This window comes from Flavobacterium soyae, assembly GCF_045348165.1.
GTDB lineage: Bacteria > Bacteroidota > Bacteroidia > Flavobacteriales > Flavobacteriaceae > Flavobacterium > Flavobacterium soyae.
This window is the reverse complement of sequence record NZ_CP150845.1, coordinates 5,011,509-5,028,055: the sequence shown is the minus strand read 5'-3', so window position 1 is coordinate 5,028,055 and position 16,547 is coordinate 5,011,509. Positions and strand designations below refer to the sequence as shown.

Here is a 16,547-nt window from a genome sequence, read left to right as displayed (position 1 = left end):
TAGCTGTGGCTTGTTCGGGATAGACAGACAGGTTTATTATCGAAGCATTAAGCGTATTAAACTCAGGAGAACCTTGGCAGAACAGGTTGTAGAGCTTGTAAAAGAACAGCGTAGAGCTCAGCCCCGGCTTGGCACACGTAAACTATATCATATCCTCAATCTAAATCTTAAAGCCTTAAAAGTGGGAAGAGATAAATTTTTTAATATTTTAAAAGCAAATCATTTGCTGATCAAACCTAAGAGAAGTTATCACCTTACCACATGGTCGCACCATCGTTTTAGGAAACATCCCAACCTGATAAAAGAGTTAAATATAAAAAGACCTGAACAGGTATGGGTCTCAGATATTACTTATATCGGCAAACGTGAGAAACCCTGTTATTTAAGTTTAATAACCGACGCTTATTCAAAAAAGATAATGGGTTATGAGGTGTCTGATTCCCTTAGTACACAAGGATGTATTAATGCTTTAAAAATGGCTCATAAGAATAGGGTCTTTAGAACTGAACCATTGATACATCATTCAGACAGAGGCATACAATATTGTTCGGATGAGTACCAGTATTTTTTAAAGAAATGCAGTCTAAAATGCAGTATGACACAAAACTCAGACCCTTATGAAAACGCAGTGGCTGAAAGAATAAACGGAATATTAAAACAAGAGTTTAGGATTGATGCCTATCATCTTGAACTATATTTAATGAAGAAACTGGTAGCTGAGATTATTAATAAATATAACCAGATTAGACCACATTGCTCAAACTATATGCTGACTCCTGATCAAATGCACTTACAGAGAAGTATTAAAATGAAAACTTATAAAACAAAAAACAGAAGTAACTCGGAAGTTACTTCTGTCTAAAAAAATGTATTTTTACTGTTATTAATCCTGTATCGTTATTTTAGGACTAGACATAGATGGTCAAATAATTTATAATTAACCATTAACAATTCACAATTAATCTAAACCATTTCCTCCGGTTTCACCCAAGCGTCAAAATCTTCAGAAGAAACATAGCCTAAACGAACTGCTTCTTCTTTAAGTGTAGTTCCGTTTTTGTGAGCGGTTTGAGCTATTTCGGCAGCTTTGTAGTAACCAATTTTAGTATTTAAAGCGGTTACAAGCATAAGAGAATTATCTACTAATTCTTTAATACGTTTGTGATTAGGTTCGATTCCCTGAGCGCAATGTTCGTCAAAAGAAACACAAGCGTCTCCCAATAAACGTGCTGATTGCAGGAAGTTTGCTGCCATAACCGGTTTAAAAACATTCAATTCATAATGTCCCTGCATTCCGCCAACCGCAATTGCCATATCGTTTCCAATAACCTGAGCGCAAACCATTGTTAGGGCTTCACATTGTGTAGGGTTTACTTTTCCCGGCATAATAGAAGATCCTGGTTCATTTTCCGGAATATGAATTTCTCCAATTCCTGAACGAGGGCCAGAAGCTAACATCCTGACGTCATTGGCAATTTTGTTTAATGAAACTGCCAATTGTTTTAATGCTCCGTGTGTTTCAACAATTGCGTCGTGCGCGGCCAAAGCTTCAAATTTGTTTTCGGCAGTAATAAATGGATGTTTGGTAAATTGAGCGATATATTCGGCTACTTTTACATCGTAACCTTTTGGAGTATTTAATCCCGTTCCAACAGCGGTTCCTCCTAAAGCGATTTCAGATAAATGTGCTAAAGTATTTTTAAGTGCTTTTAATCCAAAAGCTAATTGTGCTGCATATCCTGAAATTTCTTGGCCTAAAGTTAATGGCGTTGCGTCCATCAAATGTGTACGGCCAATTTTTACAACATCTTTAAATTCAGCTGCTTTTTTTACTAAAGTAGCATGTAGTTTTTCAACTCCCGGAATTGTAGTTTCAACTACCATTTTATAAGCTGCAATGTGCATTCCGGTTGGGAAAGTATCATTTGATGACTGTGATTTATTTACATCATCATTTGCTTTTATAAATTGTTCGCCTTCGCCAATTTCAAAACCTTTTAAAACCTGAGCACGGTTGGCAATTACTTCGTTTACGTTCATGTTGCTTTGTGTTCCTGAACCTGTCTGCCAGATAACTAATGGAAATTGATCTTCTAGTTTTCCTTCAAGAATTTCATCACAAACAGCAGCGATTGCATCTCTTTTTTCGATTGGTAAAACCCCCAAATCATAATTGGCATAAGCAGCGGCTTTTTTTAGATAAGCAAAACCTTCGATGACTTCCTGCGGCATTGAAGCTGCATTTCCAATTTTAAAATTATTTCTTGAGCGTTCTGTTTGTGCACCCCAATACTTATCGGCAGGGACCTGAACTTCGCCCATGGTGTCTTTTTCTATTCTGTATTTCATTTTGTGTAAATATATTGTTTGTAAAAATGTATTTTGTGAGTTGTGAATTTGTTGGGTAAATGGAACGCTGATAACGCTGATTTACTTCGTAAAGACGCTGATTGAAACGGATTTTTTATTTTGGTGTTTTAATTTTCTTTTAAATACGGATTCTAGCTCCGATAGTCCCGAAGATTCGGGAGAAAATCCTTTTATGTTTTTTCTTTAAAAACATAAAAGATTACTTCACTAAACATTTATTTTAATCGGAGTTCAGTGAACTTCGTTTGTAACGGATAGCGGGAAACAGCTCCTGAAAATACTCATGTTCTTCTAGTTTAGATAGTTGGATAATTTGCCGAAAAGAAAGCTTATTTAAAATGAGTATAAATATACGTATAAATGTTATTTCACGAAAATTGATTTAGATTTTATTGCTGAGGAAAAATATATAGCCTACATTTGTGGTAACATTCAAAAATTCCGGAAAACATGTTTGAATTTTCACAGTACTTAGGCTTTTTACTTTTCTTAACCATACTAACTATAGGGTTTTGGTTAATGTTTTTCTTGGTTGGTTTCGTATCTTATTGGGTTACGGGAGCTAGCTGGGAAATGTTCAAAGAAAAGAGAGCTAAAAAAAGACAAGAAGAACAATCAGTTAAATATTAATTGATTTCATAAAAAAGGACCCGTGAAAATGAGTCCTTTTTTTTATGAAAAAAATAAATTCCAATAAAAAAAATCCAAATTCCAATTTTCTAAAACTTCATTTTAAGTCTTACTAATTGGAATTTGGAATTTTTAATTTTGGAATTTAACCTAGTTTATCCCGGGAATTCTCCTCCGCCATCACCGCCGCCGTCATTTTTAGGCTGTGCGTTTTTATCTCTTTCACTTTTTGGTTTGTTGAAACGATAAGTGAACGATAAATTAAATTGACGTTTACGGAACTGCATTTCGCTGTAAGATGTTTGATTCTCAAGATAAGTATATGATTTCATAATTCTTGAATTGAAAACGTCACTAATGTTGAAAGCAATTGTTGCTTTGTCTTTCATTACATCTTTGCTAAGAGCAGTATTCATCCCGAACTGACCAAGGTTTTTTCCCTGAGCTGTTTTTTGTTCGCCGTTGTACATTGCTGTTAACTGCCAGTCAATTTTATACGGTAAAGTAACTTTTGAATTGATTCTTGCAAACCAGGAATTTGCTTGGTTATCAAGATTTTGAACTACAGTTTCACCAGTAACGGCATCTGTATAGCTGTTTTCTCCTGTTGATTTTACGTTGAAGAAGTTGAAGTTGCTGTTTAATTTCCACCATTTAAATGGAGTATAATTTAATGTAAATTCAAAACCAAATTTTTGCTCTTTTCCTAAGTTTATAGGTCGGCTTAAAATTACCGGAATTCCATTTACTAATTCTCCGGTTGGCGTTCTAACAAAGCTGAAAACATCTTTTGTGTCTTCAAAATACGCCGAAGTATTAAATGTTACTTTGTCCCAGCGCTTAATATATCCAATATCGTACTTGTCTGTTAAAGATGGATCTAAGTCCGGATTTCCTTGAAAAATATTAATATTACTTGAGTAATTTGTGGCAGGGTTCATAAAACGCCCTCTAGGTCTTGTTAAACGTTTACTGTAACTTGCCGTGAAATTACTTTGATCTGAAATTTCATAACTAATAAAAGCACTTGGAAATAAGTTGTTGTATTTTTTAGTATTGAAATCGTTTGTGTCTAATAAGTTAACCTGGATATTGGTGTCTTCCCAACGTAAACCAAATAAATAAGAGAATTTATTTACCTTAAATCCGTATTGAGTGTACAATGCGTTAATGTTTTCTTTGTATTCTAAGTTGTTAGATAAATTTGGATCTTTTACATTATTTTCGTCTGTAACGTAATATTCGTTATTTAAATCTCCAAAACTTCCTTTATAGCCAGCTTCAAATTGCCCTCCTTTTCCTAAAGGCAAAACATAATCTGCTTGTAATTGTACTTGTTTTTGTACCTGATCGTTTAAGGTATTATTAAAATTTGGCGAAGCATCAATAACACTGTTGCTGTCGTCTGTATTTCTTGAAATAGAAAGATCGGCAGTAAGTTTGTGTCCTTTGTCGTTAAAGTTTTTGATTAAGTTCGAAGTGAATTCTACGTTATCACTTCCGGTGTCTGCGTTGTTTAAACGATAAGAAGATCCTGTAAAATTGTGGCCAGCATCAAAATTATTGTAGTTGATTAAATCTTTATCTTCACCGCTGTTTTTTTGGTAATTGATGGCATTTGTCCAAAAAGTATTTGGTGCAATGGTCCATTCTATACCCGCTCTGGCATTAAAACCATTTCTGATTCTTTTTGTATCACGGTCTTCATCAAGGAAACTTTTTGTAGAACCATCTTCATTAAAATATTGAGAGTTAGTTAAACCGCCGCCTTCATTAGTTCTGTAGTTGTAACCTGCTGTAGTGAAATAGTTTAATTTTTCTGTTTTGTAATTTAAGTTAGCACTTAAACCGTATGTTTCAGGAATTCCTGTAGAAGCGATAAATGTTCCGTTAAAACCTTGATTTTTACCTTTTTTAAGAATGATATTGATAATTCCAGATCCGCCTTCTGCATCATAACGCGCAGATGGATTCGTAATAACTTCTACTTTGTCAATTGCATCTGCAGGAAGCTGACGTAAAGCTTCGGCAACATTTATGGCATTTGAAGGACGTCCGTCAATTAAAATTCGAATGTTGTCGCTTCCTCTTAAGCTTACATTTCCTTCAGTATCAACAGAAACAGAAGGAACGTTGTCTAAAACATCACTTACCGTTCCGCCTTTTACCATCATATCCTGACCAACATTGTAAACTTTTTTATCAAGTTTAATTTCAACTGTTGATTTTTCGGCACGAACAACAACTTCGTTTAATTGTGCAGCATCTTCAGATAAATTTACGACGCCTAAATTGGTATCTTCCTGAATATTTTTTTGTTTAATTTCTGTCGATTTAAACGAAATGAATTCTATTTTTATATCGTAAGTTCCCGGAGCAACAGCTACTTCAAATTCACCTTTTGGGTTGGTTATTCCGCCGGCAATAGCTTTTGTATCATTTGGGGCCATGATCGAAATAGTAGCATATTCAAGTGGCTGCTTGCTTACTTTTTCGAAAACTTTACCCGTAACCTTAACCTTATTTCTTGCAGGCGGTCCTTGTTGCGCATAGTTGTAAAAGCCTGTAAAAAATAACACGAGCATTACAACAAAATTAATTTGTTTCATTTTTTTTCTGGTTTCTTTTCTTCTTAGACAGTAAATGTACCTTTTGGTTTAAAGAGAAAGATCATAAAAAAATGTTAATTGATTGTTTTGTAATCAATCTAAAAAAGATGCAACCTTGTCTAAATCCCTTCCAATAATTGCTTTCCCGTTTTTTACAACGATAGGTCTTTCTATTAAAATTGGATTATCTGCCATTGCCTGAATAGTTTCATCGTCGCTCATTTTTTTTCCTTTATAATTTTCGATCCAGATTTTTTCTTTGGTTCTAACCAATTCAACTGGATGAATATTTAATTTTTCAAGAAGTCCTTTTAGTTCATCAAAACTTGGAGTTTCTGTTAAATAAGGAATTATTTCATACTCTTGTTTAGAATCTTCAATAAAAGCCAAACAGTTTCTCGATTTTCCGCAGCGTGGATTATGGTAAATTTGTATCATTTTCTTATATTTAATGTCTGTTAAAATAAGATCTCTCAAAAAGAGTTCTTATTTAATACAGCAAAAATAGGATTTCCTATTTAAATCGAATTCTCATTTTAAAATTTTTAAATATATGTTTTTAGAGCAAGGAGTTAAACCTGAAAATCATTTTTGGAAATATCTTTTAGGATCTGTTTTTATTATTACAGCGTCATTTATAGGGCAAATTCCTTTTTCTATTGCGGTTCTTTATAAAAGTTTTAAAGAAAATGCTGCTTTTCCAGCCGATAATGATTCGGCTTTAAAAATGTTTGAGCCAAATCTTACCTTATTTTTAGTAATGCTTTCGTTTGTTTTTGCTTTAGCGGGAATATATTTTGTGGTAAAATATATGCACCATCAAACGCTTTTATCAGTAACAACGGGACGAAAAAAAGTAGATTGGAACAGGGTTTTATTTTCTTTCCTGCTTTGGGCTTTATTTTCTGTAATCAGTTTTCTGGTGCTTTATTTTCAATCTCAAGAAAAATTTGTTTGGAATTTTAAATTAGTTCCCTTTTTGATTTTATCGGTTATAGGAACAATTTTTATTCCTATTCAAACCAGTACAGAAGAGTATGTTTTTAGAGGGTATTTAATGCAGGGGTTTGCTAATCTGGCCAAAAATAAATGGTTCCCATTAGTTATGACTTCACTGATCTTTGGTTCCATGCATATTCTTAATCCCGAAGTTACCAAGATGGGATATATTATCATGGTTTATTATATAGGAACGGGATTGTTTCTCGGAATTATTACTTTAATGGATGACGGAATAGAGTTGGCTTTAGGGTTTCACGCTGCAAATAATCTTGTTGGAGCTTTATTGGTAACTTCAGATTGGTCGGTTTTTCAAACTCATTCTATTTTTAAAGATATGTCAGATCCTTCTGCCGGTGCAGATGTTATTCTGCCGGTTGTAATTGTTTATCCTGTTTTGCTTTTTATTTTTAGTAAAAAGTATAAGTGGACCAATTGGAAAGAGAAATTAACAGGTAAAATTGATGAACCAAAGAATGAGGTAACTGAATTTTTAAATTTAAATTAATATCACCATGCCAAACTTAACTCATAAAAATGTACATAATTATTTTAAACTTGATGGCTATCATTTAAATGCTGCAGATTTATGCCGTATTGGATATAGTTTTATTAAAGAAGGAGATGTATACGAACGAGCTATCGGAGAATTTTTTCTGGACTGGTTTGATCATAAAGATTATATCGAAATGACAACCTCTGGAACAACGGGGCTTCCTAAGTTGGTTAGATTAGAAAAACAAGCGATGATTCAGTCTGCATTAGCAACGGGAGATTTTTTTGGTTTAGAGCCTGGAAATAAAGCTTTACTTTGTTTACCAACTCAGTTTATTGCTGGTAAAATGATGCTGGTTCGAAGTTTGATTTTAGGTTTAGAACTCGATGTTGTAGTTCCGAGTACAGAACCCTTGGCTTACAATAATAAGCAATATGATTTTGCAGCTATGGTTCCTCTGCAGGTTCAGAATTCTCTTGAAAAACTGGGTAACATTAAAAAGTTAATTATTGGCGGAGCGAAAACTGACAGCGATCTTATAGAGAAACTTTTGCCATTTAAAACGGAGATTTACGAAACGTACGGAATGACGGAAACCATAACGCATATTGCTGCTAAAAAAGTGGGTGAAAGTGCCTTTACAATTCTTCCAAATGTAAAAATCGAAAAAGACGATCGCGGCTGTCTGGTAATTTATGTTTCTTCGATTTCTGAAGAACCAATTGTAACCAATGATCTGGTTGATTTAGTAAATGAAAATCAGTTTATATTTTTGGGAAGAATCGATAATGTAATTAATAGTGGAGGAGTGAAGCTGATTCCGGAGCAGATTGAAGCGAAATTAACGGGCAGAATTAATAACCGCTTTTTTGTAACAGGAGTTCCTGATACTGTTTTAGGCGAAAAACTAATTCTTGTAATTGAAGGCGAAAAATATGATTTCTCTACTGACTTTTTTGATGTTTTGGGAAAGTTTGAAAAGCCAAAAGAGATTGTTTTTGTTCCGAAGTTTAAGGAAAACGAAAACGGGAAGTTATTACGTAAGTCTAGTTTGCGATAGGAAAATATATAAAAATTTCAATATTTTAAATTCCAAATTCCAATTTTATAGTTGGGGTTTGGAATTTTTTTGTGCGTAGTGTTAAGTCCCTCCGGGCAATGTCATTAAGTTAAGCTTTTAGAAAATAAAATTATTGCAAATCAAATCCGTGTTTATCCGAGTTTTTACGAAGTAAATCTGTTTTATCCGCGTCACAATTAGACACTGATTTTACTGATTCGCTAAAGCGAAAACGCTGATAAAAACTGATTTTTCTAATTACTTTCTTAATTAAACTGTTAAGTAATTTTATAGATTTCTTCTTAACTTAATGACATTGCCCTACGGGACAAATGTTGATATTGTCTACTACGTTTTTACCGATATTTAACTTCTAACGGAGTTTTAAGAGAGAAATTAATGATTTGTTAAAAAAAACAGATCTTTTAAGAATATTTCGTAGAGATTTAATATCGGTAGAAAAAAGTGTAGAATATTTTAAGATATTCAAATCCTAAGATAAACTCCGTTAGGAGTTACATATCGGTAGAAAAAAAATGATCCCCATAAAATTGCCCCGTAGGGACTAAACAAATTATGGTAACAAAAAATCCCAAAATAAAAATTCCAAATCCCAACTATAAAATTGGAATTTGGAATTTGGAATTTAAAATATTAGAATTTAAAATATTGAATTTTTATTTTGTTTTACGCTCTAATAATGCCATATAAAATCCATCAAAACCAGATTCTGAAGCCAATATTTTACGATCCTGAATAAACGTAAATTCTTTTCCAATATCTGTTTTTAAGAATTTCTCTACTTGTTCCTGATTTTCAGATGGTAAAACAGAACAAGTTGCATAAACTAATTTTCCGCCTGGTTTTACAATTTTAGAATAGCTCTCTAAAACCTCGCTCTGAACTTTACGAATGTTATCAATAAATTCAGGCTGTAATTTCCATTTAGAATCTGGATTTCTTTTTAAAACTCCTAAACCGCTGCAAGGTGCATCAATTAAAACACGGTCTGCTTTTTCGTGCAGCTTTTTGATCACTTTTGTAGTGTCAATAATGCGGTATTCAATGTTAAAAGCACCATTTCTTTTTGCTCTTAATTTCAATTGCTTTAGTTTGCTTTCATACAAATCCATTGCAATCAATTGTCCTTTGTTTTCCATTAAAGAGGCAATGTGCAATGTTTTTCCGCCAGCTCCGGCGCACGTGTCAACAACACGCATTCCAGGTTTAACATCAAGAAAACCAGCAACTAATTGTGAGTTAGCATCCTGAACTTCAAAAAGTCCTTGTTTAAAAGCGTCAGTTAAGAATACGTTTGCTCTTTCTTTTAAAACCAAAGCCTCAGGCTGGTCTTTTAAATATTCAGTTTCAATATTTAAATCCATCAACGTGTTTCTCAGGCTTTCTTTAGTTCCTTTAAGCGTGTTTGTTCTTAAAATAACTTTAGCAGGCTGGTTTTGAGCAGCAATTTCTTTTGCCCACACTTTTTCGCCAAGTTCTTTTACGCCCAATTCGTCCATCCAGTCCGGGATAGATTCTTTTAAAGCTCTAACTTTTGAAAGTTCATCAAAACGACCTTTTATTTTTCTTTCCGGAGTTCCTTCTAATTGTCTCCAATCCGGAATTGGATATCCTCTTAAAACGGCCCAAACCGCAAACATTCTCCATAAATTGTCTCTGTCGTAAGGTTCTTTTACTTCTGCAATTTCTGCATATAAACGTTTCCAGCGAACAATTTCATATATCGTTTCAGCGACAAATTTCCTGTCAGAACTTCCCCAACGTTTGTCTTTTTTTAATGCTCTTGCTACCACTTTATCTGCATATTCGCCTTCATTGAAAATTGCGTTCAAAGAATCGATGGTAGTATAAACTAAATTTCTGTGTAATCTCATTTTAATTATTTGAGTTGCAAAGGTACTATTAATTGATTGAAAGTTAAATTTTTAATTTTGATTGTTATTTAGCTTTCCTTTTAAAAGAGAAAAACACTCTGATAAAGTTTTTAAAAGAGTGTTTTTCTGAAAATATTTTCTGCAGGCAGATTATTCTTTTGTAATTATTCTTGTCAATCCGATATTTTCCGGAGCGTGAAGCACCATCGGGAATTTCTCTATTTTTACTGAGCTGCTGTCTAATCCAAAAGCTCTTTCTTCAGACAAACTCAGTTTCTTAATAAAGAAATAAGAGTTCATGATAATATTTTCGTGCCATCTTAAATCATTATCATTTGATAAGAATTTCTCAGACAATACAAATTTAAAGTCACCAATAATATTGTTTTTGTTTAATGATTCGTAACGGCTCGTAATATCAACTTCTCCGCGTTTTACCATGTCACGAATAACTTCTCTAAACATTAAATTAATTTTCGTAGGCTCTCTAAAACCTAAGTTAAAATCGATTCTGTAGATATCATCTTTAGCGATTTCGGTAACTTTATATTGTGTTTTATAAGGTTCAGTAAGAATGTTTACGTGTACAAACCAGTAAATATCAGCTCTTTTTGGACGCTTTTGTAAAATCGAATAAATTACTTTTTCTTCCAGCTCGTCAACACGGTTAGCATTTGTCATGTAAACCAAATGCGTTGCATATTTTGGAATCGATAAATCTTTACTCAATTCAACCAATACCTTTTTGTAATCCTCAATTTTGATAATTTTAGTATAGCTTTTGTTGATTTTCTTAGCTAAGTACCAAATTGTCATTATCGAAATAAGAAGTATTGCAATGATTAAAGTTACATAACCTCCTTCGGCAAATTTTGTAATGTTAGCGATTAAGAAACTAAATTCGATCAATAAATAAATTGTGATAAGCGGAACCATAAAGTATAGTTTTACGCGTTTCATGATTAAATAATAGTTCAGCAAAACGGTTGTCATAATCATACATAAAATGATCGCTAAACCATACGCATGCTCCATATTTCCTGATTTTTCGAAGTGTAATACGATTCCAACACAACCAAAAAACAATAACCAGTTAATTGACGGAATATATAATTGTCCTTTAACTTCTGTAGGATATTTGATTTTTACTTTTGGCCAGAAATTTAAACGCATTGCTTCGTTTATCAATGTAAATGATCCACTAATAAGGGCTTGAGAAGCAATTACGGCTGCTAAAGTTGCAACTACAATTCCGAATGGTAAAAACCAATGTGGCATAATTAGATAAAACGGGTTTCCATTTTCTCCGCCTAATTGCTGTAATGTACTTCCTTCATGATGAATTAAGTAAGCAGCCTGACCAAAATAATTTAATACTAAAGTTGCTTTTACAAAAACCCAGCTGATTCTAATGTTTTTTCTACCGCAGTGTCCCATGTCTGAGTACAAAGCTTCGGCTCCGGTTGTACATAAAAATACAAATCCAAGAACAAAAAAGCCATCAGGATGAACCGAAAGTAAATGGTAAGCATAATATGGATTTATAGCTTTAATAACTTCCGGGAAGTGTAAAATTTGGATAAATCCTAATGTTCCCAGCATTGCAAACCAAATAAGCATCATTGGTGCGAAAAACTTACCAACTAATTTAGTTCCAAACTGCTGTATTGTAAATAAGATAAAAAGAATAGTAATAACAATGGAAATAATTGTCTTAGTTTCCATTGTAGGGTAGAATGCCCTAATACCTTCAACTGCTGATGAAATCGAAATTGGCGGTGTTATAATACCGTCAGCAAGCAAGGCGCTTCCTCCAATAATGGCAGGTACAATAAGCCACTGGATTTTTGTCTTTTTGACTAATGCATATAATGCAAAAATACCACCTTCACCATGATTATCGGCACTTAAAGTAATAAGAACGTATTTTATTGTAGTTTGTAAAGTAAGAGTCCAAAAAACACAAGAAATACCTCCCAATACGATGTCAGCATTTATGGTATGTTCGCCAAGTATAGCTTTCATTACATAAAGTGGAGACGTACCAATGTCTCCATAAATAATCCCTAATGTTATCAATAACCCCCCAATAGACAACTTACTATGTAAGTTTTTATGCGATGCGCTCATGTATATTTTTAATAAAAGACGGTTGCAAATTTACTGTTTTAAAACAAATTAGCGACAATTATAATTAAAAAGATAAAAAAAAGCACAATCCCCAAATTGTGCTTTTAATTTTTAATATAAATTTAGATATTCTTAACCTCTTCTTCCACCGCCTCTAGAGCTTGAACCGCCTTCTCTTTGTGGCTGGCTGCCTCTTGATTCCTGACTCATTCTTGGTGATTCAGAACGTTGTGGGGCACTTTGAGGTCTTGAAGCGTTTGAACTGTTTTGAGAGTTTGATCTGTTTTCAGAGTAACTTCTTGGAGCTTCTGTTCTTTGAACAGGAGCAGATTGAGTTGCATTTGGTCTGCTGGCTCTGTTTTCAGAATAACCTCTAGGTGCTTCATTCGTTTGTGAAGATGCTCTATTAGTATTATAATTTCTGTTTTCTGAACTTCCTCTTTGAACAGCAGCTGAGTTATTTCTGTTATAATCTATTCTTGGTTCTGTTCTCGTGGTATTTTCAGTTCTAACAGGGTTATTAACAGTAGCTGCGTTATCTCTGTTATTAATTGTTACACGATTTGTATTGCTGTAACTTCTATCAGAATTATTTCTGCCGTTGTTGTAATCTCTGTTTGTATTTCTGTTTTCAGTAGAAGATACTCTTCCTGTATTTGATCTGTTAGAGTAATTGTAAGTATTTTGAGTTCTGTTAGATTCTCTATTTGCAACTCTTCTTTGATCTAAATCATATCTGTTGCTTACATTAGAATGTCTTTGAGCAAAACTATTGTTTGGTCTCATTCTTTCATAACCGTAAGTACGTCTTGATTCATAAAGAACCGGAGCTCTGTAACTTCTTCTGATGTTTACATAATTGTAACTGTTATGAACGTTGATACATACATTTATGTTATTTCTGTATCTGTACACAGGATAAGGTCTCCATGCTGCATAATAGGTAGGGTAGTAGCCCCAATACCAAGTTGAATAGTATGGTCTGTAATTAGTAACCCAAAATGAAGTATAAATTACTGGAGCTACACTATAAACCGGCTCATAAATATAGTTGTCACCATATAAATAAGTATTACCTACAACTTGTACGCTTACTTTGTTGTAATTGTCTCTTTCAACATCAATCGTAGCTACATCCTGATAAACATCGCGGTCTAAAACGGCCTGAATAATTACAACGTGAGTTCTGTCTTCTACAGATTCTATTACACGTAAATAATCAACCTGGTCATCACCATTTAAATCAAGGTTTGAGATTTGATATTTAGGATCATTTAATCTTCTTTCAAAATCTTGAAGATTAGCAGATTCTCCAAACATTGAAGCAACAGCTCTTAAATCTAAATTATCACTTATATCTGAATTTTTTGCGTAAACAGTAGTTTGGTTTTGTGCCCCGCAAGAACCAAAAACTAATGCTACAACCGCTATTAAAAGTAATTTCGTTTTCATGACTAAATCATATTAAATTATTTGTGATAGGAGATATCCAATTACTGTGCCATAAATTAATATTTGATATTTATGCATGTAAATAACACATTTGTAGGTTGTTATGTTTTTTTGTTGAATTGTATTTGAATTTTGATTGAACAAAAAAAGCCGAAAAATTATTATTTTCTGAAAATAAACAAAACATATTTGAGATGTTAGAAATAATTGTATTTTAGCATTGAACAAATCTTAATTTTTATGAAAAAACTAATTTTATTTTTTGGTGTTTTTATTTTATTAATGTCTTTTAGAACGCTTAATATCAGTAATAGAAAAGCTTATAATAGTGGTTTTATATCAGTAAAAATTGATACATTATTTCAGGATAAAATTAGCATACGAGCAATCTTAATTGATAAAGATAAGGTCTGGTATGGGGGAGATAACTCTCGTTTTGGTTATTATGATTTAAATAAAAAAGAAAAATTTGAAGAACATATTTATCGTGATACACTAAAATTAGAATTTAGAAGTATTGCGCAAAATTCAAAAAATATCTTTTTGCTAAGTGTTGCTAATCCGGCGTTGCTTTATTCAGTTTCAAAGAAAGACCATAAAGTTAAGTTAGTTTATAAAGAAGTTAATGCAAAGGTTTTTTATGACAGTATGCAATTTTGGAATGATAAAGAAGGAATAGCAATTGGAGACCCTACAGAAGATACTTTTTCAGTAATTGTAACTCGTGACGGAGGAGAAACATGGACAAAATTACTATCGGATAAATTGCCTACAAACGCAACCGGCGAAGCGGCTTTTGCCGCAAGTAATACTAATATAGTTGTAAAAGGTGACGATACATGGCTGGTTTCTGGTGGAAAAAAAGCACGTGTTTTTTATTCTCCTGACAAAGCAAAGACATGGAAAGTAGTTGAAACGCCTATTGTTCAGGGAAAAACTATGACGGGTATTTATACTGCCGATTTTTACGATTCAAAGCATGGTTTTATTGCAGGCGGTGATTATGATCTTCCAAATAAAAAATCGGGTAATAAGGCTTTTACCAAAGATGGTGGAAAAACATGGGAATTAATTGGCCAGGATCTGGGCTTTGGATACGCTTCATGCATACAATATGTTCCGGGTGGAAATGGTAAAGAAATTATTTGTGTGGGTTCTGAAGGGATTCAATATTCTCAAAATGGAGGTGAAAACTGGACACAATTGTCTACAGATTCTAAACTTTTTACAATTCGTTTTGTTAACAGAAATGTTGCAATTGCAGCAGGATACAATAAAGTAGTCCGACTAAACTTTAAATAAAAAATAAGAACCCTAAATAATAAAGTAAGTATTATTATATAGGGTTCTTATCGCTGTTGTTTCTTCAAGGAAATTTATTTTCCTGCTTTGTCCCGATATTGTTTCAACAATTTTCGGTTAAAATCATCTTCAGATTTTTTAAGCTTTAATATCTTTTTTGCCGGTAATACCTTTTTTAGGTTTGTCATAAACTTTTCGCGCAAAAGATACAATTCTTTATCTGTGCATTCAATTTGTGACAACAATGTAACGGCTTCTTTTTCTGAAATTGAATTTATATTGTCATCGTCCAATTTTTTTAGATACGTTTTCATTTTATCATGGCGCAATTCAAATTGTTTGTCATCATACGCATTATAAATTGGCCAAAATTTCTCTGCTTCTGCAGGTGTAAGCTCAAGTTCTGTTGTTAAAAACGAAACCTTAAAAGCTTTGATTTTTTCACGCTTTTCATCTGTTTTATCATTTTGTGCATAAAATGAAAAAGTAACTAAAAACAGAAGTAATGCTAATATATTTTTGATTTTCATATTTGTATAATTTTGTTTTTATTCAGAAATTAAATTTTCAATATTAGGATTTGCAGCTAAAGCATCTTCCAAAGTTTCCTCCTCAAGGGCTACATTTTTATTTAGTTTGTCAATATCTTTACTGTCTAACTCTTTAATTAAATCGTATTGGTTTAAATTCGATTGATAAGCCAGGTACGTTTCCAGCGTTGCTTCGTCAAGCTCTTTTGATGCTTTATAATAGTGATTTGCTGTTGGAATCATAAAGGCAATAAAAACCGCGGCCGCAGCAGCTATCGAAATAACTTTTTTGCGTTTATAAAGAGGAATTACTTTTACTTCTCTTTCATTAATCTGTTCTAAAACTTTTGCCGAAAAAGTATCAAAATAATGATCAGGAGTTTTAAATCCTGATTTTACTTTCGGTTCGTTTTCTAATTTAAATTCTTTCATAATGTCTGTAAGATAAGATTTGCTATAAAAGGTTTAATTTGTTGTAACATATAATTCTATTTTTTTCACCGCATGATGATATGATGCTTTTAATGCACCAACGGATGTGCTAAGAATTTCTGCGATTTCTTCATATTTTAATTCCTGAAAATATTTCATCTTAAAAACCAGCTGCTGCTTTTCTGGCAGTGTAACAATTGCTTTTTGAAGTTTGATCTGGATTTCATCTCCATCAAAATAAGCATCAGATTTTAGATTGTCGATCGTTTTGTTTTGTAAATCCTCAGAAGTTATGCCTTTTAATTTTGCTTTCTGATTTAAAAAAGTCAAAGCTTCGTTTGTCGCAATTCGATACATCCAGGAAAAGAGTTTACTTTCTCCCTTAAAGTTTTTTAAGTACTGAAATACCTTTACAAAAGTATTCTGTAAAACATCATCTGCATCATCATGATTCAAAACAATATTTCGAATATGAGAATACAGCGGTTTTTGATAATCAGATATAAGCTTTTGAAACGCTGTATTTTGCGTTTTAGGATCTAATAATTGTTGTATAAATTCCTTTTCGTCGATCAAACTTTTTGATTTATCAAACCTTATATTGACTTAGATTGAATTTTAAACAAAAGGTTTAATTCACCT

At 32.9% G+C, this 16,547-nt stretch carries 14 protein-coding genes; 5 read left to right on the top strand and 9 right to left on the bottom strand.

Features of this window, described 5'->3' with window-relative positions; all coding sequences use genetic code 11:
- Window positions 1–10: 10 nt before the first annotated feature.
- Entirely contained in the window at window positions 11–862 is an 852-nt protein-coding gene (locus AABD74_RS20785; protein WP_406843148.1) for an IS3 family transposase, read from the top strand.
- A 101-nt stretch (window positions 863–963) separates the two neighbouring features.
- On the opposite strand, the gene fumC is transcribed toward AABD74_RS20785, so the two are convergent.
- On the bottom strand, window positions 964–2,349 hold the full coding sequence (gene fumC / locus AABD74_RS20780) for a class II fumarate hydratase (RefSeq protein WP_232679291.1): 1,386 nt from the start codon (window positions 2,347–2,349) through the stop codon (window positions 964–966).
- A gap of 471 nt (window positions 2,350–2,820) precedes the next feature.
- On the opposite strand from fumC, the gene AABD74_RS20775 reads away from it, so the two are divergent.
- Complete coding sequence (locus tag AABD74_RS20775; protein WP_056202312.1) at window positions 2,821–3,000, top strand: hypothetical protein; 180 nt, start codon at window positions 2,821–2,823, stop codon at window positions 2,998–3,000.
- Window positions 3,001–3,155: 155 nt separating this feature from the next.
- On the opposite strand, the gene AABD74_RS20770 is transcribed toward AABD74_RS20775, so the two are convergent.
- Together AABD74_RS20770 and arsC are read right to left on the bottom strand one after the other, a co-directional pair.
- A complete protein-coding gene (locus AABD74_RS20770) occupies window positions 3,156–5,609 on the bottom strand; it encodes a TonB-dependent receptor domain-containing protein (protein WP_406844164.1) in 2,454 nt (817 codons plus the stop codon).
- A gap of 93 nt (window positions 5,610–5,702) precedes the next feature.
- The gene (gene arsC, locus AABD74_RS20765) at window positions 5,703–6,047 is read right to left on the bottom strand and encodes an arsenate reductase (glutaredoxin) (protein ID WP_406844163.1); all 345 of its coding nucleotides are present in this window, start codon (window positions 6,045–6,047) and stop codon (window positions 5,703–5,705) included.
- Between the two features lie 115 nt (window positions 6,048–6,162).
- Here arsC and AABD74_RS20760 point away from each other — a divergent pair, with 115 nt between their 5' ends.
- The gene (locus tag AABD74_RS20760; RefSeq protein WP_406844162.1) at window positions 6,163–7,116 is read left to right on the top strand and encodes a lysostaphin resistance A-like protein; all 954 of its coding nucleotides are present in this window, start codon (window positions 6,163–6,165) and stop codon (window positions 7,114–7,116) included.
- Window positions 7,117–7,123: 7 nt separating this feature from the next.
- Window positions 7,124–8,164: an AMP-binding protein gene (locus AABD74_RS20755; RefSeq protein WP_232679299.1), complete on the top strand. Its 1,041-nt coding sequence runs from the start codon at window positions 7,124–7,126 to the stop codon at window positions 8,162–8,164.
- A 677-nt stretch (window positions 8,165–8,841) separates the two neighbouring features.
- Here AABD74_RS20755 and AABD74_RS20750 read toward each other — a convergent pair.
- The 3 genes from AABD74_RS20750 to AABD74_RS20740 all read right to left on the bottom strand — a co-directional run bounded on the left by AABD74_RS20750 (window position 8,842) and on the right by AABD74_RS20740 (window position 13,641).
- Window positions 8,842–10,059: an RsmB/NOP family class I SAM-dependent RNA methyltransferase gene (locus AABD74_RS20750; protein ID WP_406844161.1), complete on the bottom strand. Its 1,218-nt coding sequence runs from the start codon at window positions 10,057–10,059 to the stop codon at window positions 8,842–8,844.
- Window positions 10,060–10,209: 150 nt separating this feature from the next.
- The gene (locus tag AABD74_RS20745; protein WP_232679303.1) at window positions 10,210–12,189 is read right to left on the bottom strand and encodes a KUP/HAK/KT family potassium transporter; all 1,980 of its coding nucleotides are present in this window, start codon (window positions 12,187–12,189) and stop codon (window positions 10,210–10,212) included.
- A gap of 132 nt (window positions 12,190–12,321) precedes the next feature.
- A complete protein-coding gene (locus AABD74_RS20740) occupies window positions 12,322–13,641 on the bottom strand; it encodes a hypothetical protein (protein WP_406844160.1) in 1,320 nt (439 codons plus the stop codon).
- A gap of 240 nt (window positions 13,642–13,881) precedes the next feature.
- On the opposite strand from AABD74_RS20740, the gene AABD74_RS20735 reads away from it, so the two are divergent.
- On the top strand, window positions 13,882–14,943 hold the full coding sequence (locus tag AABD74_RS20735) for a WD40/YVTN/BNR-like repeat-containing protein (RefSeq protein WP_406844159.1): 1,062 nt from the start codon (window positions 13,882–13,884) through the stop codon (window positions 14,941–14,943).
- 74 nt (window positions 14,944–15,017) lie between these two features.
- Here the strand turns inward: AABD74_RS20735 and AABD74_RS20730 are convergent, their stop codons facing one another.
- The 3 genes from AABD74_RS20730 to AABD74_RS20720 are packed head-to-tail and all read right to left on the bottom strand — an operon-like array spanning window position 15,018 to window position 16,481.
- Entirely contained in the window at window positions 15,018–15,473 is a 456-nt protein-coding gene (locus AABD74_RS20730; RefSeq protein ID WP_232679309.1) for a sensor of ECF-type sigma factor, read from the bottom strand.
- 18 nt (window positions 15,474–15,491) lie between these two features.
- Complete coding sequence (locus AABD74_RS20725; RefSeq protein WP_232679311.1) at window positions 15,492–15,905, bottom strand: hypothetical protein; 414 nt, start codon at window positions 15,903–15,905, stop codon at window positions 15,492–15,494.
- A gap of 33 nt (window positions 15,906–15,938) precedes the next feature.
- Window positions 15,939–16,481 (bottom strand): RNA polymerase sigma factor, encoded by a 543-nt coding sequence (locus tag AABD74_RS20720; protein WP_406844158.1) that lies wholly within the window; start codon window positions 16,479–16,481, stop codon window positions 15,939–15,941.
- Window positions 16,482–16,547 lie beyond the last annotated feature (66 nt).